Here is a 20,028-nt window from a genome sequence, read left to right as displayed (position 1 = left end):
CGGTTGTACCACGCGGGAGGTTCACCGGCCGCCGCGGGTTCGCCGGCGGCCGGTCAGAACCCGCGCCCGGTGGCGAGGAATGCGCGCTCGGCGTCGGTCGTGTCGCGGCCGAGTTCGGCGTTGCGGTGCGGGAACCGGCCGAAGCGCGCGATCACGTCGCGGTGCTTGCGCGCGTAGTCGGCGAACGACTCGAACGGTGCGCGCCGATCGGCCGGCTGCTCGGCGGCCAGCGCCTCGAACTTCGCGACCGACAACTCTTGCGCCGCGAGGTCTTCGGCGTGCATCAGTGGCATGTACAAGAACGCGCGCTCGAACGGGGCCAGCTGTGCGTCCCATCCGCGCGCGATGGCGTCCTCGGCCAGCGCGCGCGCGCGCGCGTCCTGGCGGTACGCGACGGGCGAGTCGCGGTGCAGGTTGCGGGACAACTGGTCGAGCACCACGATCAGCGCGAGCCGGCCGCGCGGCGTGTCGGCCCACGAGTCCAGCTCGCCGCCGGCCGCTTTCTCCCACACGTCGCCGAAGCGGTCGCGGATCTCCGCGTCCACCGCGTCCGAGCGGACGAACCAGCGTTTTTGCGGGTCGTCGCCCGCGTCGAACCACCACGCCAACACGTCGTCGGGGCCGATGTCCATGTCGCCACCCTACAGACAAGCGCGCCGATCTGCTACCGGCCTCGCGGCGCCGGCGGCGTCGGACCGCCCCGCACGGAAGGGCCCCCCTTCGTCCGTCGGCTCCCCTGGCTGGCCCCGCGCCGTGCATCGCGATCGTCGCGCGCGGGACGACGCCCGCCGATTCCGCGCGCCCGCGGGGCGACTAAAGGGAAATCGGCCGCGGCCGAGTCACAGGTCATCATGGTTCGGCGCGGGTTCTTTTCGTTCGTCGTCGCGAGCTTGGCCGGTATCGGCGCGCTGGCCGCGGTCGGCCGGCCGGCGGCGGCGCTGTGGGCGCTCGCCGGCGTCGGGCCGATCGTCGCGGTGGGCCTGCACGACGTGCTGCAGACCAAGCGGTCGCTGCTGCGCAACTACCCGGTCATCGGGCACGGGCGGTACCTGTTCGAGGCCATCCGCCCGGAGATCCAGCAGTATTTCGTCGAGTCCGACACCGACGGCGCGCCGTTCGACCGCGAGCACCGCGCGATCGTGTATCAGCGCGCCAAGGGGGCGTTGCAGACCGTCCCGTTCGGGACCAAGCGGGACGTGTACGCGGTGGGGCACGAGTGGCTCGTCCACTCGCTCGCGCCGCGTCCGCCGCGCGAGGCGGAGCCGCGCGTGCGCATCGGCGGGCCGCGGTGCCGCGTGCCGTACCTCGCGTCGCGCCTGAACGTGTCGGCGATGAGCTACGGGTCGCTGAGCAAGCAGGCGATCCTCGCGCTCAACCTCGGCGCGCGCACCGGCGGGTTCTGGCACAACACGGGCGAGGGCGGGTTGAGCCCGTATCACCTCGAGCACGGCGGCGATCTGGTGTGGCAGATCGGCACCGGCTACTTCGGCTGCCGGACGCCGGACGGCCGGTTCGACGCGAACGTGTTCGCCGAACGATCGCACATCGAGTCGGTGCGGATGATCGAGATCAAGCTGTCGCAGGGGGCCAAGCCGGCCCACGGCGGCATCTTGCCGGCCGCGAAGGTCAGCCCGGAGATCGCGGCGATTCGCGGCGTGCCGGTCGGCCAGGACGTGCTGTCGCCGCCGTATCACTCGGCGTTTTCGACGCCCGCGGGGCTGCTCGAGTTCGTCGAGCGGCTGCGCCAGCTGTCGGGCGGCAAGCCGGTCGGCTTCAAGCTGTGCGTCGGCGACCGGGTACAGTTTCTCGCCATCTGCAAGGCGATGCTCGCCACCGGCATCACGCCGGATTTCATCACGGTGGACGGCGCCGAGGGCGGTACGGGGGCGGCGCCGATGGAGTTTGCCAACTCCGTCGGCATGCCGCTGGTCGACGGGCTGTCGTTCGTGCACAACGCGCTCGTGGGCGCGGGGCTGCGCGACGACATCCGCCTCGTCGCCAGCGGCAAGATCGTTACCGGGTTCCACATCGCCCGCGCGATCGCCCTCGGCGCCGATGTGTGCAACTCGGCGCGCGGCATGATGATGGCGCTCGGCTGCATCCAGGCGCGCCGGTGCAACGACAACACGTGCCCGGTCGGGATCGCGACGAGCGATCCGCGGCTGTCGAAAGCGATCGACGTCGACAAGAAGGCGGAACGCGTTGCGCGCTTTCACGCGGACACGATCGAAGCGTTGCTCGAACTCGTCGGCGCCGCCGGGCTCGAGTCACCCGACGAGATCGGCCCGGAACACGTGATGCGGCGGGTGGCGCACCACGAGGTGCGCAGCTTCGCCGAGCTGTACGAACAACTCGAGCCCGGTTGCCTGCGCGACGGCGCGGCGCCCGGTGCGTGGCGCGCGGCGTGGGATCGCGCGCGGCCGGACCGGTTCGCGGCCGCCCCGCGGCGCGGTGCGCTCGTCGCCGCCTGACGTCCATCCCTCGCTCGGAGTGTAGACATGAACAAATTCGTCGCCGTATTGCAGGAGTACTCGCTGCCGCTGCTGGCGGGCGTCGTGACGGCCGTCGCATGGGCCAATCTCGATCACGCGTCGTACGAGGCGGTCGCCCACCACATCCACTTCGCGGTCAACGACGTGTTCATGGTGTTCTTCTTCGCGATCGCGGCGGGCGAAATCGTCGAGTCGTGTCTGCCCGGCGGCGCGCTCAACCCGCCGTCGAAGGCGATCAACCCGCTGGTGGCGACCGTCGGCGGCGTGGTCGGTCCAGCGGCCGTGTTTCTCGCGTGGTCGTACGTCACCGGGGACGCGGCGATTCGCGGCGGCTGGGGCATCCCGACCGCGACGGACATCGCGCTCGCGTGGCTGGTGGCGCGCGCGGTGTTCGGCAAGGGCCACCCGGCGGTGAGCTTCTTGCTGCTGCTCGCGATCGCCGACGACGCGATCGGCCTCGTCATCATCGCGGTGTTCTACCCGGACCCGGCCCACCCGGTGCAGCCGGTGTACCTCGCGCTCGTGGCGGCCGCGATGGTCGGCGCCTACGGGCTGCGGCGCGCCGGATTCCGCAGCTTCTGGGCGTACCTCGCCGGTCCGGGCGTCGTGAGCTGGCTCGGGCTCAAGTTCGCGGGCGTCCACCCGGCGCTCGCGCTCGTGTTCGTCGTGCCGTTCATGCCGACCGCCGGGCACGACGAGGGCGTGTTCGCCGACAGCGAGGAGCAGATGCACGACACGCTCAACCGCTTCCAGCACGCGTTCCGGCTGCCGGTCGACCTGGGGCTGTTCGCGTTCGGGCTCGCCAACGCCGGCGTCGTGTTCGCCGCCGTCGGCAACGCGACCTGGGCCGTGCTCGCCGGCCTGGCGGTCGGCAAGACCGGCGGCATCTGGCTGGCTTCGACCGCGGCGCACGCGGTCGGGTTCCGGCGGCCGGAGGGGCTGTCGGCCGCGACGATCGGGCTCGTCGGCCTGGTTGGCGCGCTCGGGCTCACGGTGGCGCTGTTCGTGGCGGGCGTCGCGTACACCGATCCCGCGATCACGGCGGCCGCGAAGATGGGCGCGCTGCTGTCGATCGGCGTCGCCCCCGTCGCGGTCGCGATCGGCTGGCTGCGCCGCCGCGCGGTAGCCGGCGCGCCGGCGGCGAGCGCGGCCGCAACCTCCGCGCACGCCCGCGGCAGCGTTCCGGTGCCGGTCGTCGATGCCGGCTGACGCGCCGGCGGGGGAGCGGCGCCCTACGCGCGGGCGGTGACCTCGAGCGCCTCGCGGCACGCCGCGCACTGGGCGTGCAGCGGCCAGTGCGCGGGGCCCGGCTCGATCTCGATCGACGCGCCGCACGCGGGGCAGGTCCCGTCGCCGCCGAGCACCACCGCGCGCTGGCGCGCGCGAAGCCACGCGACGATCGGCCCGGCGATCGTGAGGCTCGGAACCAGGACGAAGTGCGCGACCGGGATGAACACCGCGACGACCGCGAGCCCCCAGCACGCGCCGAGCGCGGCGGCGGCGCGGCGCGTGCGCGCGCTCCGGTCGAGCTGGCGCCGCTGGACGCGCCCGTCGGCGAGTCGGCGGCCGGGCGCGGAGACGATGACGGCGACGGTTTCGGTCGACATCGGCCCGCATCATGGGCCGCGCGCCGCGCGCGCGCAACCCGCGGCCGCGCGCGCGGTGGGGCGCTCGCACCGCTACGCGCGCGGCCGGCGCAGCACGAGTTGGACGCTGGCGGTGTAGTGCTCTGCGAATCCGGCCTCGCAGTAGGCCAGGTACAAGTCCCATAGCCGCAGGAACGCCTCCGCGTAGCCGAGCGCGCGGGCGTCGTCGCGCCGGGCGCGAAACCGCGCGCGCCAGTCGCGCAGGGTGCGCGCGTAGTGCGGGGTGTTGTCCTCCAGATGGACGACGCGCAGGTCGCTCGCACGCGCGGCCGCGGCCAGCAGCGCGCCGACTGACGGGATGTCCGCGCCCGGGAACACGAGCTGCTGGATCACGTCCACCTGGCGGCGCGCGATCGCGTAGCGCTGGTCGGGCACCGTGATCGCCTGCAGCGCCATCGTTCCGCCCGGTCGCAACCGTTGGCCGCACACGCGAAAGAACGCGTCGAGGTGATCGTGGCCGACCGCCTCGACCATCTCGACCGACACGAGCTTGTCGTAGCGGCCGTCCAGTTCGCGGTAGTCGGCGACGACGACGTGGACGCGGCCGGTCAACCCGGCCTCGGCGACGCGCCGGCGCGCGAGCGCGGCCTGCTCGGCCGACAGCGTCGCCGTCGTCACCCGGCAGCCGGTCGTCTGAGCGGCGCGAATGGCCAGGCTGCCCCAACCGGTGCCGATCTCGAGCAGATGGTCGCCGCGCGACAGATCGAGCTTGCGGCACAGGCGGTCGATTTTGGCGCGCTGCGCGTCGGCGAGCGTCGCGTGCGGACGGTCGTAGAACGCGGCCGAGTAGGTGAGGCTCGGGTCGAGAAACAGCGCAAAGAAGTCGTTGCCGAGGTCGTAGTGGGCCGAGACGTTGCGTCGCGCGCGGCGCGGCGTGTTCGACCGCAGCCGGTGCGCGGCGCGCCGCACGGCGCCCAGTGCGGCGGCCGGCCCGGTTTCGAGCCGGTCGCTCGCGGCCCGGTCGCGGGCGAACAGACGAAACACCGCGACCAAGTCGTCGCTGTCCCAGTCGCCGCGCATGAACGCGCGGGCGGCGCCGACCGACCCACCGAGCGCGACCGCGCGGTAAAATCGCCCATCGCGTACGTCGACCGTCGCCGACAGGTCGCTCGCGGCGCCGAACCGCGCGTCGCCGAAGTGCGCATCGCGCAGTGTCAATTCGCCCGCACGCAACGATGTAAGTTGTCTGTGCAACATATTGCGCCACAGCCTCACGTCGATCGGCTGACTCCCCGCGGCCGCGCGACGACGGCGGTTCGTGCGCCGAACCGGACGCCGCCCCGCGGCGGCGCGGCCGATCACGGCGCCCTCCGGCCGGCCGGCGCCGGCGGCGGTTCGCCGGGAGGCCGGTGGTAGGGCGCGCCCTTGAGCCGCAGTCGCAAAGCCTGCCAGTAGATCGCGGCGATCACGCGCACGGTCATCGCCGGGTAGCGCAACAGCACGCGGCGCAGCGACGCCGGAGTCATCGGCCGGCGGGTGCCGACGAGCGTCGCGTCGAACAGGGTGCGCCCGCCGCGAACGTTTTGCATGTGCACCGCGAGGCGTTCGCCGGGCGGCGTGAACCGCCAGCGATAGGCGTCGTCCATCGGCGAAAACGGCGACACGTGCAGCACCTTGCGCAGCGAAAACCGCAGGGTCGGCTCGGCTGCCGCGTCGAGGACGTAGGCGTGGCGCTGTCCCCACGGCGTGTTGGTGACGTCGGCGACGATGGCGTCGAGCCGGCCGCCGGCCCCGTAACAGTAGTAGAAGCTCACCGGGTTGAACCCGTAGCCGAAATAGCGCGGGTGGGTGAGCAGGAACACCGGCCCGTCGGGACGCCGGCCGAGCCGTTCGGCCACGACGCCGCGCGCTGCGTCTGCGAGCGGCTGGTCCAGCGGACCCAGATAGTCGCGCCGGCACAGGCGCGCGGGCGCCAGTCGGTCGACCGCGAACAGCCGAGATCCGGCGAACGCCGTGTCGAGGTGGTCCAGGTCGAGGTACAGCAGCGCGACCCGATAGCGGAACGCGTGGCGCACCGGCGCGTGCCGCCGGTGGCGCACCCAGCCCTCATAGATCCACGAGCCCATCGCTCACCCCGAAAGCTTCGCACACGCGCAGCGCGCTCGACACGCCGTCTTCGTGAAACCCGTAGCCCCAGTACGCGCCGCAAAACGACGTCCGCCGCCGCGCGATGAACTCGCGATGGCGGCGCTGTACGGCGGCCGACTGCACCGAGAACGCCGGATGGCGAACCGTCCACCGGCCGAGTCGCACCGGCGCGGCGACGCCGCCGCCGTTGACGGTCACGAGCAGCTCGCGCGGCGCTGCGTAGCCGTGCAGGCGATTCATCGCATACGTGAGCGACACCGGCGCGTCGCGGCGACGCGGCACGTGGTAGTTCCACGCGGCCCACGCGCGGCGCGCGCGCGGCAGCACGCGCGGATCGGTGTGCAGGACGACGTGGTTGGCGGTGTAGGCGAACGCGCCGAGCGCGGCTGCCTCGCGATCGTCGGCGTCGGCGAGCAGCCGCAGCGCGTCGTCGGCGTGGCACGCGACGATCGCGTGGTCGAACGCCTCGACCCCAGCGGGCGTGGCCACCAGGACGCGGTCCGGCTGCCGGCGCAGGCCGACGACCGGCGTCGACAGGCGTACCCGCGGCCCGAGGCGCCGCGCGATCGCATCGACGTAGGCGCGCGAGCCGCCGGCGATCGTGCGCCACTGCGGCTGCCCGGACCAGGAGAGCATGCCGTGGTTGGCGAGAAACGCGGCGAGAAAGCCGATCGGGAACGCGCGGACGCGCCGCGGCGGACACGACCAGATGGCGGCGCACAGCGGCTCGACGTAGTCGGTGACCGTGCGGTCCGGCAGGCGGTGGCGCGCGAGCCAGTCGCCCAGGGGCGTCGCGTCGGCGGCGGGGCCGCGCGCGCGCCGGGCGAGGCGGTTGAACCGCGCGATGCCCGCGAGGAACCGATAGTAGCCCGGTCGGAGCAGGTTGCGGCGCTGAGCGAACAGGCTGCCGGCGGTCGTCACGGCGAACTCGACGCCGGTGCGATCCGAGCGCACGCCGAACGTCATCGGCGCCGGGCGCGACCGAACGCCCAGGGCGGAAAGCAGGCGGCACAGCTGCGGGTAGGTGCGGTCGTTGAACACGACGAAGCCGGTGTCGACCGCGTACGTTGCGCCGGCGAGCGCGACGTCCACCGTGTGCGCGTGTCCGCCGAGCCGATCGCGGCCCTCGAACAGTGCGACGTCGTAGCGGCGCGCCAGCGCGAGCGCCGCGACGAGCCCGGATACGCCGCCGCCGACGACGGCGACGCGGTCCCCCGGTCTCGGCTCGGCCGATGTCACGGCGCGGTCGTAGCAGGTGCGCCCGCTGGCTACAACGGCGCGCGTGTATCATCGCCGCCATGGGCGAGCCGAGCTATCCGCTGCCGACCCGCGACGCCACGTTCACCGCGTTCGCCGCACACGTGTCGCCGGGCAAGGTCGCGCTGTTTCGCGACGCCGGGTTCGACGTGTGCATGGGCCGCCGCGAGGGGCCGTTCTTCTACGACGCGTTCGACGGTCGCCGGTACTGGAACTGCCACTGCAACGGCGGCGTGTTCAACCTCGGCCACCGCCATCCCGCCGTGGTCGGCGCGGTGCGCCGCGCCCTCGATCACCTCGACATCGGCAACCACCATCTCGTGTCCGGCTATCGCGCGGCGCTGGCCGCGCGCCTGGCGGCGACCACGGGCGGCCGGCTGTCCGGCGTCGTGTTCGCGGCCGGCGGCGGCGAGGCGGTGGACCTGGCGATCAAGGTCTGCCGCGGCGCCACCGGCCGCGCGGGGATCGTGTCGGCGCGCGGCGGCTATCACGGCCACACCGGCTACGCGCTCGCCGCCGGCGATCCCCAGTACCGCGAGCCGTTCGGCGCCGACCTGCCCGGGTTCGTGCAGGTGCCGTTCGACGACGTCGCGGCGATGGACGCGGCCGTCGGCGACGACACGGCCGCCGTGTTGCTCGAGCCGATCCCGGCGACGCTGGGCATGCCGCTGCCGTCGGACGGCTACCTGGCGGCGGTGCAGCGGATCTGTCGCGACCGCGGCGCGAAGCTCATCGTCGACGAGGTGCAGACTGGACTCGGGCGCACCGGCGCGATGTGGGCGCACGAACACGACGGCGTCGAGCCGGACGCGATCGTCACCGGCAAGGGGCTCAGCGGCGGGGTGTACCCGATCGCGGCGACGTTGCTGACGCGCGAGCTGCACGCGGTGTTCGACGATCGGCCGTTCGCGCACGTGTCCACCTTCGGCGGCGCCGAGCTGGGCTGCGTGGCGGCGCTCGCGGTGCTCGACGCGGTCGAGGCGCCCGGGTTCCTCGACGGCGTGCGCCGCGCCGCCGGGATCTTCGCCGACGCCCTCGCCGGCGGCTCGCGGCCGTTCGCGCTGCGCCAGCGCGGCCTGATGATGGGGCTGAAGTTCGGCGTGCCGCGCGGCGGCATGTTCGCGGCGAAGCTTCTGTACGACGCGGGCGTGTTCGCGGTGTGGGCCAACAACGACGACTCGGTGCTGCAACTGCTGCCGCCGCTGGTCCTCACGGACGACCAGGCGGCCGAGCTGGCGGCGACCGTGTCGCGCGCGCTGCCGTGACCGCCGCGGCGCTCGACGAACTCGACCGCGCGATCGATCGCGCGCTCGACACGGGCGACGAGTCGCAGCTCGACGTGCTCGGCTACGGCGAGATCTCCTCGGTTGTGCGCTGGCGCGGCCGCGCCTACAAGCGGCTGCCGCCGTTTCCCGACGCCGATCGCGCCGGCCGTTACGGTGCGCTGGTGGACCGCTACGTGCGCGCGCTCGCCGCCCGCGGCGTTGCCGTCGTCGACACGCACGTCGACGCGCTGGCGCGCGCGGACGGGTCGATTTCAGTGTATGTGCACCAACCTGTGCTGCCGGCCGACGCGATCGGGCCGCGGGCGCTGGCGCGCTGGGATGCCGCGGTCGCGGCGGACCGATTCGCGGCCATCGTCGACGCGGTGTGCGCGGTCGTCGGACCTGCGCCCGCGGGCGAGCCGGACGGCCCGGCCGCGCGACGTCGCGGCGGCGACGCCCCGGGCCGCGCGGCCGAGGCCAGCCCGATCGGCGCGCTCGGGCTCGACGCGCAGCTGTCGAACTGGGCGTGGATCGACGGGCGCTGGCACTACCTCGACGTCACCACGCCGCTCGTGCGCGGCGCGGACGGTCGCGACGAGCTGGACACCGATCTATTCGTCGCGTCGCTGCCGTGGCTTCTGCGCGCGCCGGTGCGCCGGTGGTTGTTGGGCGGCATCCTCGACCGCTACTACGACCCGCGGCAGGTCGCGGTGGACCTGCTGGCGAACTTGCACAAGGAACGGCTCGCCGGCCGGCTTCCCTCGCTCATCGAGGTCGTCAACGCGCGAGTCTCGCCGCCCGTCGACGAGGCCGAGGTCGCCCGCTACTACCGCGCCGACGCGCGCCTGTGGGCGTGGCTGTTGCGCCTGCGCCGGCTCGACCGCGCGTGGCAGCGCCGCGTGCGCCGCAGGCGCTACCCGTTTTTGCTGCCGGGGCCGATCGAGCGGTGACGGCCGCGCGCGCCGGCGTCGTGCAGCGCGCGCCTCGGCCGGCGAAAAACTTGGCCGGTGTATTCTGCTATCCTACAATGTGGGACATGTTGGGGGACGTCCTGTTGGCTCGCGCCGCACCGCGCATTCCGGTCGAGGTCCTGTGCACCGAACTCGACGGCGACCGCCCGCGCCACGCGCTCGTCGTCGACCTGTCGCCGACCGGCGTCCGGCTGCGGCGTCCGGTCGGCGGGCGGACGCCGCGCACCCTGGCGCTCGAGTTCGAGGTGCCGGGCGTCGACGAGATCGTGTGGGCGCGCGGGCGCGTCGCGTTCGACCGACTCGGGCGGCTGCCGCGCCGGCCCGACGGCCGGCTCGGCGACGTGATCCGCACGACCGGCGTCGAGCTGATCGCGCTGGCGGAGCGCCACCGGCGGCTGTTGCGCGACGTGGTCATGGACGCGCACGCGTTGGCGTCCGACTGGACCGCGCGTGCGGCCTGCTACCTGCGCGGCTGAGCCGCGCGCGGCGCGGGCAGGGTGCGCGCGGCCCGTCCGTGTGGTAGGCACCGGGGCCCATGCAGCGCACCGATGTCCGCAACGTCGCGATCATCGCGCACGTCGACCACGGTAAGACCACGCTCGTGGACGGCCTGTTGCGCCAGGCGGGCACGTTCCGGCCCGGCGAGGTCGTGGCCGAGCGCGCGCTCGACTCGATCGACCTCGAGCGCGAGCGCGGGATCACGATCCTGTCGAAGTGTACGTCGGTGACGTGGAACGACGTGCGCATCAACCTGGTCGACACCCCCGGCCACGCCGACTTCGGCGGCGAGGTCGAACGCGTGCTCGGCATGGTCGACGCGGTGCTGCTGCTGGTCGACGCGGTGGAGGGGCCGATGCCGCAGACGCGGTTCGTCACCCAGAAGGCGTTTGAACTCGGCCACCGCGCCATCGTGGTCATCAACAAGATCGACCGGCCGGGCGTCGACCCGGACGCCGTCGTCGACCGCGTGTTCGACCTGTTCGCGGCGCTCGGCGCGGACGATCGCCAGCTCGACTTCCCGGTGATGTACGCGTCGGGCCGCGACGGCTACGCGGTCGCCGACCTGGCCGACGAACGCCGCGACCTCGCGCCGCTGCTCGACCTCATCGTCGCCGAGGTGCCGCCGGCGGAAGGCGACGTCGACGCGCCGTTTTGCATGCAGGCGGCGACGCTCGACTACGACGACTACCTCGGCTACATGGCGATCGGCCGGGTCGCGGCCGGGCGCTGCCAGGTCGGCGATCGGGTGCAGCTCGGGCGCGAGGGGGCACAGCCGGTTCCGTTTCGCATCCAGAAGCTGCTCGGCTTCCAGGGCCTGCGCCGGTTCGAGCTGGCGGAGGCGCGCGCCGGCGACATCGTCGCGATCACCGGCATGACGGAGCTCGAGGTGGGCGACACGATCTCGTCGGTCGACGCGCCGCGGGTGCTGCCGCGGCTGGCGGTCGACGCGCCCACGATGAGCATGGACTTTCGCGCCAACGACGGCCCGTTCGCCGGGCGCGACGGCAAGTTCGTCACGTCGCGCAAGCTGCGCGAGCGGCTGTTTCGCGAGGTGAAGTCGAACATCGCCCTGCGCGTCGACGAGACCGACCAGGCGGGCGTGTTCCAGGTCAGCGGCCGCGGCGAGCTGCACCTGTCGATCTTGATCGAGACGATGCGCCGCGAGGGGTTTGAGCTGTGCGTGTCGCAGCCGCGCGTGATCACGCGGACGGGCGCGGACGGGGCGCTGCTCGAGCCGTACGAGGACGTGGTGGTCGACGTCGACGAGCCCTACGCCGGCGCGGTGATCGAGGAACTCGGCCGGCGCCTCGGCCAGATGGTCGAGATGGCGCCGGCGGGGACGGGGCGCGTGCGGCTGCAGTTTCGCATCCCGGCGCGCGGGCTCATCGGATACCGGTCGCAGTTTCTCACCGACACGCGCGGCACCGGCACGCTGTACTCGACGTTCGCCGACTACGCGCCGCACGCCGGCCCGATCCGGTCGCGCCCCAGCGGCGTGCTGATCGCGCAGGACCAGGGCGTGTCGAACGCCTACGCGCTGTTCAGCCTGCAAGATCGCGGCACGCTGTTCATCGGCCCGCAGGTCGAGGTCTACGGCGGCATGATCGTCGGCGAGCACTCGCGGTCGAACGACCTGATCGTCAACCCGTGCAGGACCAAGAAGCTCACGAACATCCGCACGCACGCCCACGACGAGAAGTTGATCCTGGCGCCGCCGCGCCAGCTCAGCCTCGAAGCGGCGCTCGAGTTCATCAACGCGGACGAACTCGTCGAGGTGACCCCGAAGGCGCTGCGCTTGCGCAAGGCGATCCTCGATCACAACGAGCGCAAGCGGGTCGAGAAGGTCGCGAGCTGACGCGCCGCCGGGCCGGCGCGGCGCCCGCCGGTCACTCGTAGCCGTACGGCACGTCGCCCGAGTCGGCCGCCGCCGGCTCGGCGAACCGATCGCGCGCGGCGACGCCGACCGCGGCGGCCAGCGCGACCGCCAGCAGCGCGGCGCGCGCGGCCAGCGCGCGGCGGCGCGGCCACCGCGCCGCGATCGGCTCGACCGCGGCCACCGCGAGCGGCCCGGCCGCGAGCAGCGCCGCCGGCAGGGCGCGCAGCTCCGCGTACAGACCGCCGGTGAGTGCGAGCGCGACGCACGCAAGCGCCACCGGCGCGGCCGCGCTCGCCGCGTCGACCCGGCCGCGGCGAGCGACCGCGACCGCCCACGCGCCCGCCGACGCCGACGCGATCGCGCCGGCGAGCATGCCGAGTCGGGCCGAACCGGCCAGCCCGAGCACGGCCCCGGTCGCGCCCGCCAGCGCCGCGTACGCGGCGAGCGCCGCGCGCGCGTCCACCGCGGCGGCCGCGCGCGCGAGCGCGCGCCACACGATCGCGCCGGCGGCGGCCGCCGCCGCGATCCAGCCGCCGGCCTCGGCGGGCGTCCACCGGTAGCGGATCGCGGCGCGCGACAGCGCGGCCGCCGCGAGCGCGGCGGCGGCCGCCACGACGAGCCACGCCAGCGCGGGCCGCGCCGCCGGCGGGCGGTCGAACCGACCGGCCAGCCACCCGGCCGCCGCGGCGACCACCGCGACGTGCGGAATCCAGCCGGCGGCGTCGCCGGGCACCAGCTCGAGGCGGCCCGACACCAGCGCCGCGCTCGCGACCGCGGCGGCGGCGACGGCGGCGCCGGTCCACGGCCGCGGCACCGCGCCGCGCCCCGCGAGGGCGACGACGGCAGCGGCGACGGCGGCCGGGACGAGCGCCACGCCGAGCAGCACGGTGGTCATCGTTCGCGGCAGCCGGCGGGGGCGCGGCTCACTTCTTGACTGCCTCGAGCGTGGCCATGATGTCGACCTCGTCGCCGAGGCCGTCGAGCATGAACGTCATGCCGAAGTCGCTGCGCTTGACCTTCGTGCGCGCCTCGAAGCCGACGCGGAAGCCGCCCCACGGGTCCTTGCCCGATCCGGTGAGTTCGGCCTGCAGCGTCACCGGCTTGGTCGTGCCGTGCAGGGTGAGGTCGCCGGCGACCTCGAACTTGTTGCCGCCGAGCGCCTTGACGCGGGTGCTCTTGAACGTGATCTGGGGGAACTGCTTGACGTCGAAGAAGTCGGGGCTCTTGAGATGCGTGTCGCGCTTCTGGTCGGCGGTGTACACGCTGCCCGCGTCGATCGTGAGCTCGACGGAGCTCTTGGCCGGGTCGGCGTCGAGCGACAGCTTGCCGCTCGTCTTGTTGAAGCGACCGTACTGATACGACACGCCGAGGTGCTTGACGCGGAAGATGACCTGGGTGTGGGTCGGGTCGATCTCATAGGTGCCGGCCACCTCGGCCAGCGGCGATGCGGCGGCCGGCGCGGCCGCGGACGTCGCCGGCTTGGCCGCCTCGGTCTTGGCGGGCGCGGGCGCCTTGCGGGTGTCGTGCGATTCGTCCTTGCTACAGGCGACCGCCGCGACGACGGCGAACGCGGCGGCCCAAGCGATGGCGCGGGTGTGCATCATGGTGTCCTCTCCTGTGTCGTGGCTTCGAACGGATGGCCGGGGGAACGCACCCGGTGGGGGCATCATGCGCACGAATTCTTATCTGGAAAAGCGATAATAAATCGATATTAAATATCCAGGTTATGGATATCCATCGCGTGACCTTGGAGCAGCTGCGGGTGTTCGCCGCGATCGCCGAGGCGGGGAGCTTTTCGGCGGCGGCGCGGGCGCTCGGCCGGGCTCAGTCCGTCGTGAGCTACGCGGTGGCGCACCTCGAAGACGCGCTCGGCGTCGCCCTGTTCGATCGCGCCGGGCGCCGGCCCGCGCTCACCGCCGCCGGCAAGGCGCTGCTGGCGGACACCCGCGCGGTGCTCGCGGCGGTGTCGGCCCTCGGCGCGCGCGCCGAGGCGCTGGCGGGGCGGCGCGCGGAGCCCGAGGTCGGCGTCGCGGTGGACGCGATCGTGCCGGCGTCGTGGCTGGTCGCGCTCGGGCGCGCGTTCCAGCAGCGGTTTCCCGAGGTGACGTTGCGCATCCGCACCGAGGTCGTCGAGGCGGTGCCGGCGCTCGTGCGCGACCGCGCCGTGCACGTCGGCATCGGCGGCCCGTTCGACACCGGGGACGACCCGCTGCGCCGCAGGCCGGTCGGCACCGCGGCGATCGTCGCCGTGGCGGCGCCCGACCACCCGCTGTCGCGCGCGCGGGCGCCGCTTGCGCGGGCAGAAGTCGGCGATGCCGTGCAGATCGTCATCGCGCAGCGCGCGGGCGCGGGGCGCGACCACTCGGTGCTGTCGGCGACGACCTGGCGGGTCGCGGACGCCGCGACGAAGCTCGCGCTCATCCGCGCCGGCCTCGGGTGGGGGACGCTGCCGTACGAGCTGGTCGCGGACGACCTCGCGGCGGGCCGGCTGGTGGCGCTGCACATCGAGGAGTGGGGGCCGAAGCCGCGGCCGGTGGACCTGTTCGTGTTCGCCCGCAGCGACCGCGCGCTGGGGCCGGCGGCCCGGTGGGTGTGGGAGTCGCTGCCGGCGCTGTGCGCCGAGGCGGGGTGAGCGCGCCGCCGGCCGAGGCGGGGTGAGCGCGCGCCGCCGGCTACGCGTAGCGGACGCGGTAGTTGCGATCGGAACCGGGAACGGCGAGCGCGAGGTCGTCGAAGCCGACCTCCGCGCCGTCGCCGACGGCGTCGCGGACGGCGCCGGTCACGAGGATGTCGCCGGCCTTCGCGGTGTCCTCGCCCAGCTTGCTGGCGGCATTGACCTGCGCGCCCCAGGCCTCGTGGCTGCCGACGCGAAGGATGCGGCCATAGCCGATGCCGACGCACAGCAGGATCTGCTCCTCGGCGACGAGCCGCTCGTTGGCCTGCGCGCACGCGCGCTGCATCGCGATCGCGCCGCGCAGCGCGTCGCCGGGGTCGCGGAACAACAGCAGCAGGCTGTCGGCGTCCTGCTTGAGCAAGAACCCGCGGTGCGCTTCGACGAGCGGGTACAGCAGCCGCCGCATGGCGCAGATCGTCTGCAGGAAGTGGATGATGCCGAATCGCTCGGTGCGCCGCGAAAACCCCGCGAGGTCGGTGAACGCGATCGCCCAAGTCTCGCCGAACAGCCGCCAGATCGTCTCGTCGATGCGGGCGGTGTCGGCGCCCGGCTCCATGCGGCGCTCGATCAGCCGCCACAACCGCTGGTCGCTGTTGTCTGGGTCCCACAGGCCCGGGTCGCGCGGGTGCGTCATCGGCGCGAGCGTAGCAGCACTGCCCGCCGCGGCGCGCGTTGCGGCGCGCCACGGGCGCCGGCTACGATGCGCGCGTGAGGCCTTCGCGGTGACCGCCAAGCTCGCGCTGGCGCTGGCGGCGCTCGCGCACCTGGCCGCGCGGATCTGGCTCGTCGCGCAGGGCCGGTGGTTCGCGTCGGAAGACGACCCCTATCGCGCGTACGTCGCGTACTTGCTGTCGCGCGACGGCTCGCGGTTCGTCGGCGAGATGTGGCTGCCCGGGCATCCGGGGCTGCTGGCGGTTGCGCAGGCGCTGGGAATCTCGGCGCGCGCCGCGGGGCCCGTCGTCTCCGCGATCGCCACGGTCGGGCTGGCGGTCGCGACCGGCGGGCTCGCGCGGGAGCTGTCGCGGCGTCCGCTCGGCGGCGGAGCGCGGCCGGACGACGACAGCAGTCCGTGGCTCGCGGCGGCGCTCGTGCTGGCGTCGCCGCTGACGCTCGTGCTCGGGCACTCGCACCTGGCCGAGGTTCCCGCGGCCGCGCTGTCGGTGGCGGCGGTCTGGGGGCTGTTTCGCTGGCTGCGCACCGGGCGCGCGGCGGCGCTCGCCGCCGGCAGCGCGGCGCTGGCGGCCGCCGCGTGGATGCGCTACGAGGCGTGGGGGGCGGTCGTGCTGTTTCCGGCCGTCGCGCTGTGGCTCGGCCGCCGCCGCCGCGGCGCGTGGCTCGCGTTCGCGCCCGCGGCGGCGCCGCTCGCGTGGATGGCGCTGCAGTGGACTGCGTACGGCGATCCGCTGCTGTTCTGGCACCGGGCCGCCGCGTTGGCGCAGTCGGCGTCTCCGGTCGACGTGCTCGGCGCGCGCGCGCGGGCGCTCGTCGCGTGGGCCCCGGCCGTCGCGGTGCTCGCCGCCTACGGCGCGTGGCGCCTGCGCGGCGCCGGCCGAACGTTGCGTGCGCACGCAATCGTTGTCGCGCTGCTCAGCGCGGGGGTGTGGCCGGCGGTCGTGCTCGGCCAGCGCCATCTCGTGTTTCCCGACCGGCTGTCGCACCCGATCGAGGTCGCGCTCATCCCGCTGGCGGCGGTCGGACTCGCCGGCGTGCTCGCGCGCAGTCGGGTCGCGTTCGCGGCCGCGGCCGCGGCGACGATCGCGGCGGTGGCGCTCGGTCCCGCCCGGCCGGCGGCGATGTGGGATCCGGACTCGGTGCAAGTGGGCCGGCGGCTCGCCGCGGGCGAGCTGGAGCCGCTGCTCGCCGGCGGGGCGCTCCTGGTGGAGCGGCCGCGGCGGCGCCCGCCGTTTGGTTGGGCGTCCGTCGGCGTGCTGTGGGGCCGCTGGGATCGGATCGTGTGGGCCACGCCGGAGCCGCGCGGCTGGGAGCTGGTCGAGCCGACGGACGTGGTGCGCGGCCGGCGGACCGTGGCGACCGGCGATCTGGCGGCGGCGTTGCGCGAGCGCGGCGTCCGCGCCGCGTGGACCGTCACGCCGGCGGCGCGGCGCGCGCTGGCGGCGGCGTGGCCGGGCGCCCGCGCGCTGCCAATTGGCCGCGGCGCGCTGGTGGTTCGACCGTCCGGCGCGCCGGCGCCGCCGTGAGCGCGGCGCACCGGGCCAGGCGGCAGGCCCGCCCCGCGGCGCGCGGGCCGGCGTCACGGGCGCGCGCCGGCGAGCGCGCGCAGGCGGCGCTCGCCCGGCTCGGGAAACAGCCAGGTCTGGCTCGCGAGCCACGCGTCGCCGCGGGCGCGGGCCAGGCGCCGGACTTCGCCGAGGGCGTGCGAAAACGACACGAGGCCGTGCCGGTACGCGCGGATCGCGTCGCGCGCGGCCGCCGCCGCCGGCGCGCCGCGCCCGGCGCGCGCGACGGCTCGCGCCAGCGCCCGCGCGCGCTTGGCGTCGGTGGACGGCCGCGCGAGCGCGCGCATCAGCTCGGCGACGTACGCGCCGGCCGCCGCCGCGGGGTCGACGCGCTGCGCGGCGATCGCCGTGACGATCGCGTCGAGGCGCGCGCCGGCGCCGGGCGCGTGCGCCTCGACCAGCAGGTCGTCGCGCGCGCGCAGCGTCGCGAGCCGCTCGGCCGTCGCGCCCGGACCGAGCGCCGCGCGCGCGCGGCGATAGGCGAACACCCGCGCGACGAACGACTCGCGCCGCGCCGGGTCGTCCAGCCGGCCGTCCTCCTCGACGGGCAGGTCGGGCAGCGCGGCGGTGAACGCGGCGGCGAACGCGCCGCGCCCCGTGCGAACCGCGCGCCCGCCGTCGGCCCGCGGATAGACGGGCACGCCCCACAGCCCGCAGCTGGGCGAGTTGCGCCGGAACACGTGGCCGCACAGCCCGAGCGCCGCGAGCGCGCGCACGCGATCGCGGGTCCACGCGGTCATGGCCTCGGTGTGGTCGGCGCCGGTGGCCGGCGCGATCAGGCGCAGCGGACCGCCCTCGCACGCCGGCTGCACGAGCCGGAGGGTCGGCCGCGGGACGCCGAGGCCGACTTCGACCTCCGGGCACACCGGTACGAGGGTCGCGACCGCGCCGAGCGCGTCGCGCACGAACGGGTGGAGCTTGTGGCCGCCGTCGTAGCGCACGGGGGCGCCGGTGAGGCACGCCGACACGCCGATGCGGATCGCGTCGTCCCCGCCGGCGTCGTCGTCCGGTCGTGCCGCGCCGATCACGCCGGCAGTATAGGACAGCGCGATCGCCCGCGGTCGCGCGGGCGCACCGTCGCGGCGCGCCGGAGGCGGCCGCCGCGCGGGGGCGCGGTCGTTCACCGCGACCGGCGCGCACCGCGGCCGCCGCGCGGCCACGCGCCGGTCACGACCGCTGCGCGGCCGCGGCCACGAGTCGCAGCGGACCGGACGCGCCGGCCGCCGCCCGCGGCACGCGCAGCTCGAACCGCGTGCCGCGTCCGGGGCGGCTGTCGACGGCGATCGAGCCCCCGAGCTTGGCGACCTCGTCGCGCACCGCGCTCAGCCCGACGCCGCGCCCGGACACGTCGGACACCGTGTCGCGCGTCGTGAGCCCCGTCGCGAACAGGGCGCGCTCGAGCTCCGCGCGGGTCGAACACGGCAGCCCGGCGGCGCGCGCCTTGTCCGCCACGCGCTGCCAGTCGATCCCGCGGCCGTCGTCGGCGATCGTGACGACCAGCGCGTCGCCGTCGCACCGCGCCGTCAGGTCGATGCGGCCGCGTTCGGGTTTGCCCGCGGCGCGGCGCGCGTCCGGCGGCTCGATGCCGTGGTCGATCGCGTTGCGCAGCAGGTGGACCGCGCTCGCCCACAGCGGCGCGAGCCGTTTGCCGTCGTAGCGCAGGCCGCCGTCGTCGCGCACCACGTCGACCGGCTTGCCGAGGCGCTGGCCGATCGCGATGGCCTGGCGCTCGAGCCGCTCGAACGCCTGCGCGAGCCGCGCGCGGGTCCAGTCGCGCAGGACGCCCGCGATCTCGGCGGCCGGTGCGCCGGCCTCGACGCGCGCGACGAGCGCCGCGTGTTCGGCGACCGGGACGGCGACCACGTCGTCGCCGCGGCGCTCGAGCAGGTGGCGCAGCTCGAGCGTCGCGTCGGCCCACGCCGCGACGAGCCGCCGTCGCTCGCCGTCGGCCATCGGCTCGCGGCGGTCCACGATCGCCGTCTCCAGCTCGTGGCACAGCGCCGCGAACCGCCGCAGTCCGTTGATCGCGCAGTTGCCCTTGAGCGTGTGAAGCGCCCGCTTCTCGAGGCCGAACGACGCGCCGGACGCCAGCAGGTCGACGAGCCGATCGCACTCGTCGAGGAACTCCTCGAACCCGTCGCGGTCTTTGAGCAGCACCTGGAACGCGGCCAGCAGCTCTTCCTGGCGGGCGCGCCCTCGCTCCGCCGCGATCTGTTCGGTGACGTTGGTCGTCGTCACCAGCAACTTGTCGACGGAGTCCGGCTCGTCCGGATCGTAGATGGGCGCGTAGCGCAGCGCGAACGTCGCGTCGCCGACGTCGATCCGCTGCGGGAGCTGGTCGATCGCGAGGTCGATGTCGAGCATGCCGTCCGACAGCGACTCGAGGGTGACGTCGAGCCAGTCGGCCGCCGCGCCGTCGTGCACGCGCAGCAGGTCGGACAGCCGAGTGCAGCCGCGGCGGCAGTCCGTTTCGTGGCCGAGGTCGGCAAACAGGGCGCGGTTGGCCCAGGACAACACGCCGTTGAGGGCGAGCAGGCCGACGCCGACGGTCACCTCGTCGAGCGCGCGCGCGAGCCGGTCGCGGTCGCGCTCGGCCTGCGCGCCGGCGGTGCGGTCCAGCGCGGTGACGACCAGCTCGCCCGCGGCGGCGCCGTCGCCGCGGGCGGCCGCGAGCAGCACGGGCACGTCCGCGCCGCGGCGCGACAGCAGCACGACCGACCGCGCCGCCCCGTCGGCCAGCGCGTCGCGCAGGGCGGCGAAGCGGGCGGCCGGGTCGGCGCCGTCGCCGATCGCCGGCGCGACCGCGGCCGGGTCGGCAAACAGCGGCTCGAACGGCTGGCCGACGAGGCCGCCGCGCGGGTAGCCGAGCGCGCGCTCCGCGGCGACGTTGGCGGCGAGGATCGTCCCGCCCGAGTCGACGACCAGCTCGATGGCCGGGGCCGCGGCGGCCCGCGCCGTCAGGGCGGCGGACTCGGCGGCGCGCGCAGCGGCGTCGTCACGGGCGGCCGCGAGGTCGGCGGC

The 20,028-nt window shown here is 74.8% G+C and carries 18 protein-coding genes; 8 read left to right on the top strand and 10 right to left on the bottom strand.

Going from position 1 to position 20,028, the window contains the following annotated elements; translation table 11 throughout:
- Positions 1-53 precede the first annotated feature (53 nt).
- Entirely contained in the window at positions 54-632 is a 579-nt protein-coding gene (locus tag D6689_04595; GenBank protein RMH43629.1) for a DUF924 domain-containing protein, read from the bottom strand.
- Between the two features lie 219 nt (positions 633-851).
- Here D6689_04595 and D6689_04590 point away from each other — a divergent pair, with 219 nt between their 5' ends.
- Both D6689_04590 and D6689_04585 read left to right on the top strand, forming a co-directional pair.
- The gene (locus D6689_04590) at positions 852-2,471 is read left to right on the top strand and encodes an FMN-binding glutamate synthase family protein (GenBank protein RMH43628.1); all 1,620 of its coding nucleotides are present in this window, start codon (positions 852-854) and stop codon (positions 2,469-2,471) included.
- A 27-nt stretch (positions 2,472-2,498) separates the two neighbouring features.
- Positions 2,499-3,701: a sodium:proton antiporter gene (locus tag D6689_04585; GenBank protein ID RMH43627.1), complete on the top strand. Its 1,203-nt coding sequence runs from the start codon at positions 2,499-2,501 to the stop codon at positions 3,699-3,701.
- Positions 3,702-3,724: 23 nt separating this feature from the next.
- On the opposite strand, the gene D6689_04580 is transcribed toward D6689_04585, so the two are convergent.
- The 4 genes from D6689_04580 to D6689_04565 form a co-directional block, all read right to left on the bottom strand.
- A complete protein-coding gene (locus D6689_04580; protein ID RMH43626.1) occupies positions 3,725-4,099 on the bottom strand; it encodes a hypothetical protein in 375 nt (124 codons plus the stop codon).
- 72 nt (positions 4,100-4,171) lie between these two features.
- Entirely contained in the window at positions 4,172-5,335 is a 1,164-nt protein-coding gene (locus D6689_04575; protein RMH43625.1) for a class I SAM-dependent methyltransferase, read from the bottom strand.
- A 101-nt stretch (positions 5,336-5,436) separates the two neighbouring features.
- Entirely contained in the window at positions 5,437-6,204 is a 768-nt protein-coding gene (locus D6689_04570; protein ID RMH43624.1) for a DUF1365 domain-containing protein, read from the bottom strand.
- Entirely contained in the window at positions 6,185-7,465 is a 1,281-nt protein-coding gene (locus D6689_04565) for an FAD-dependent oxidoreductase (protein RMH43623.1), read from the bottom strand. The genes D6689_04570 and D6689_04565 overlap by 20 nt, the downstream gene beginning before the upstream one ends.
- Between D6689_04565 and D6689_04560 the strand changes: the two genes are divergently transcribed.
- From D6689_04560 to typA, 4 genes are all read left to right on the top strand, one after another.
- On the top strand, positions 7,459-8,748 hold the full coding sequence (locus D6689_04560) for an aspartate aminotransferase family protein (GenBank protein RMH43622.1): 1,290 nt from the start codon (positions 7,459-7,461) through the stop codon (positions 8,746-8,748). The genes D6689_04565 and D6689_04560 overlap by 7 nt on opposite strands.
- Positions 8,745-9,698: a hypothetical protein gene (locus D6689_04555; protein ID RMH43621.1), complete on the top strand. Its 954-nt coding sequence runs from the start codon at positions 8,745-8,747 to the stop codon at positions 9,696-9,698. Before D6689_04560 ends, D6689_04555 begins: the two co-directional genes overlap by 4 nt.
- Positions 9,699-9,784: 86 nt before the next feature.
- Positions 9,785-10,195, top strand: a complete 411-nt coding sequence (locus tag D6689_04550; GenBank protein ID RMH43620.1) for a PilZ domain-containing protein — start codon at positions 9,785-9,787, stop codon at positions 10,193-10,195.
- Between the two features lie 59 nt (positions 10,196-10,254).
- Positions 10,255-12,075: a translational GTPase TypA gene (gene typA / locus D6689_04545; protein RMH43619.1), complete on the top strand. Its 1,821-nt coding sequence runs from the start codon at positions 10,255-10,257 to the stop codon at positions 12,073-12,075.
- Between the two features lie 31 nt (positions 12,076-12,106).
- Here the strand turns inward: typA and D6689_04540 are convergent, their stop codons facing one another.
- Positions 12,107-12,982, bottom strand: coding sequence for a hypothetical protein (locus tag D6689_04540; GenBank protein RMH43618.1), 876 nt, complete (start codon positions 12,980-12,982; stop codon positions 12,107-12,109).
- A gap of 37 nt (positions 12,983-13,019) precedes the next feature.
- On the bottom strand, positions 13,020-13,697 hold the full coding sequence (locus D6689_04535; protein ID RMH43653.1) for a hypothetical protein: 678 nt from the start codon (positions 13,695-13,697) through the stop codon (positions 13,020-13,022).
- 233 nt (positions 13,698-13,930) lie between these two features.
- Between D6689_04535 and D6689_04530 the strand changes: the two genes are divergently transcribed.
- Entirely contained in the window at positions 13,931-14,728 is a 798-nt protein-coding gene (locus D6689_04530) for a LysR family transcriptional regulator (protein ID RMH43652.1), read from the top strand.
- A gap of 40 nt (positions 14,729-14,768) precedes the next feature.
- Here the strand turns inward: D6689_04530 and D6689_04525 are convergent, their stop codons facing one another.
- On the bottom strand, positions 14,769-15,404 hold the full coding sequence (locus tag D6689_04525; protein RMH43617.1) for an adenylate/guanylate cyclase domain-containing protein: 636 nt from the start codon (positions 15,402-15,404) through the stop codon (positions 14,769-14,771).
- An 88-nt stretch (positions 15,405-15,492) separates the two neighbouring features.
- On the opposite strand from D6689_04525, the gene D6689_04520 reads away from it, so the two are divergent.
- Complete coding sequence (locus D6689_04520; GenBank protein ID RMH43616.1) at positions 15,493-16,968, top strand: hypothetical protein; 1,476 nt, start codon at positions 15,493-15,495, stop codon at positions 16,966-16,968.
- A 53-nt stretch (positions 16,969-17,021) separates the two neighbouring features.
- Here D6689_04520 and D6689_04515 read toward each other — a convergent pair whose 3' ends face one another.
- The gene (locus tag D6689_04515; GenBank protein RMH43615.1) at positions 17,022-18,167 is read right to left on the bottom strand and encodes a DUF523 domain-containing protein; all 1,146 of its coding nucleotides are present in this window, start codon (positions 18,165-18,167) and stop codon (positions 17,022-17,024) included.
- A gap of 7 nt (positions 18,168-18,174) precedes the next feature.
- Positions 18,175-20,028 (bottom strand): hypothetical protein (locus tag D6689_04510; protein RMH43614.1); only part of this gene is annotated, 1,854 nt, incomplete at its 5' end.

The organism is Deltaproteobacteria bacterium (genome assembly GCA_003696105.1).
In the GTDB taxonomy this organism is placed as follows: Bacteria; Myxococcota_A; Polyangia; order Haliangiales; family J016; genus J016.
This window is presented reverse-complemented; position numbering and strand designations above follow the sequence as displayed.

Bases quoted from the DNA above. Each gene is read 5' to 3' on its own strand.
- D6689_04595 (RMH43629.1), bottom strand. From the start codon at position 632: ATGGACATCGGCCCCGACGACGTGTTGGCGTGGTGGTTCGACGCGGGC.
- D6689_04590 (RMH43628.1), top strand. From the start codon at position 852: ATGGTTCGGCGCGGGTTCTTTTCGTTCGTCGTCGCGAGCTTGGCCGGT.
- D6689_04585 (RMH43627.1), top strand. From the start codon at position 2,499: ATGAACAAATTCGTCGCCGTATTGCAGGAGTACTCGCTGCCGCTGCTG.
- D6689_04580 (RMH43626.1), bottom strand. From the start codon at position 4,099: ATGTCGACCGAAACCGTCGCCGTCATCGTCTCCGCGCCCGGCCGCCGA.
- D6689_04575 (RMH43625.1), bottom strand. From the start codon at position 5,335: ATGTTGCACAGACAACTTACATCGTTGCGTGCGGGCGAATTGACACTG.
- D6689_04570 (RMH43624.1), bottom strand. From the start codon at position 6,204: ATGGGCTCGTGGATCTATGAGGGCTGGGTGCGCCACCGGCGGCACGCG.
- D6689_04560 (RMH43622.1), top strand. From the start codon at position 7,459: ATGTCACGGCGCGGTCGTAGCAGGTGCGCCCGCTGGCTACAACGGCGC.
- D6689_04550 (RMH43620.1), top strand. From the start codon at position 9,785: ATGTTGGGGGACGTCCTGTTGGCTCGCGCCGCACCGCGCATTCCGGTC.
- typA (RMH43619.1), top strand. From the start codon at position 10,255: ATGCAGCGCACCGATGTCCGCAACGTCGCGATCATCGCGCACGTCGAC.
- D6689_04535 (RMH43653.1), bottom strand. From the start codon at position 13,697: ATGCACACCCGCGCCATCGCTTGGGCCGCCGCGTTCGCCGTCGTCGCG.
- D6689_04525 (RMH43617.1), bottom strand. From the start codon at position 15,404: ATGACGCACCCGCGCGACCCGGGCCTGTGGGACCCAGACAACAGCGAC.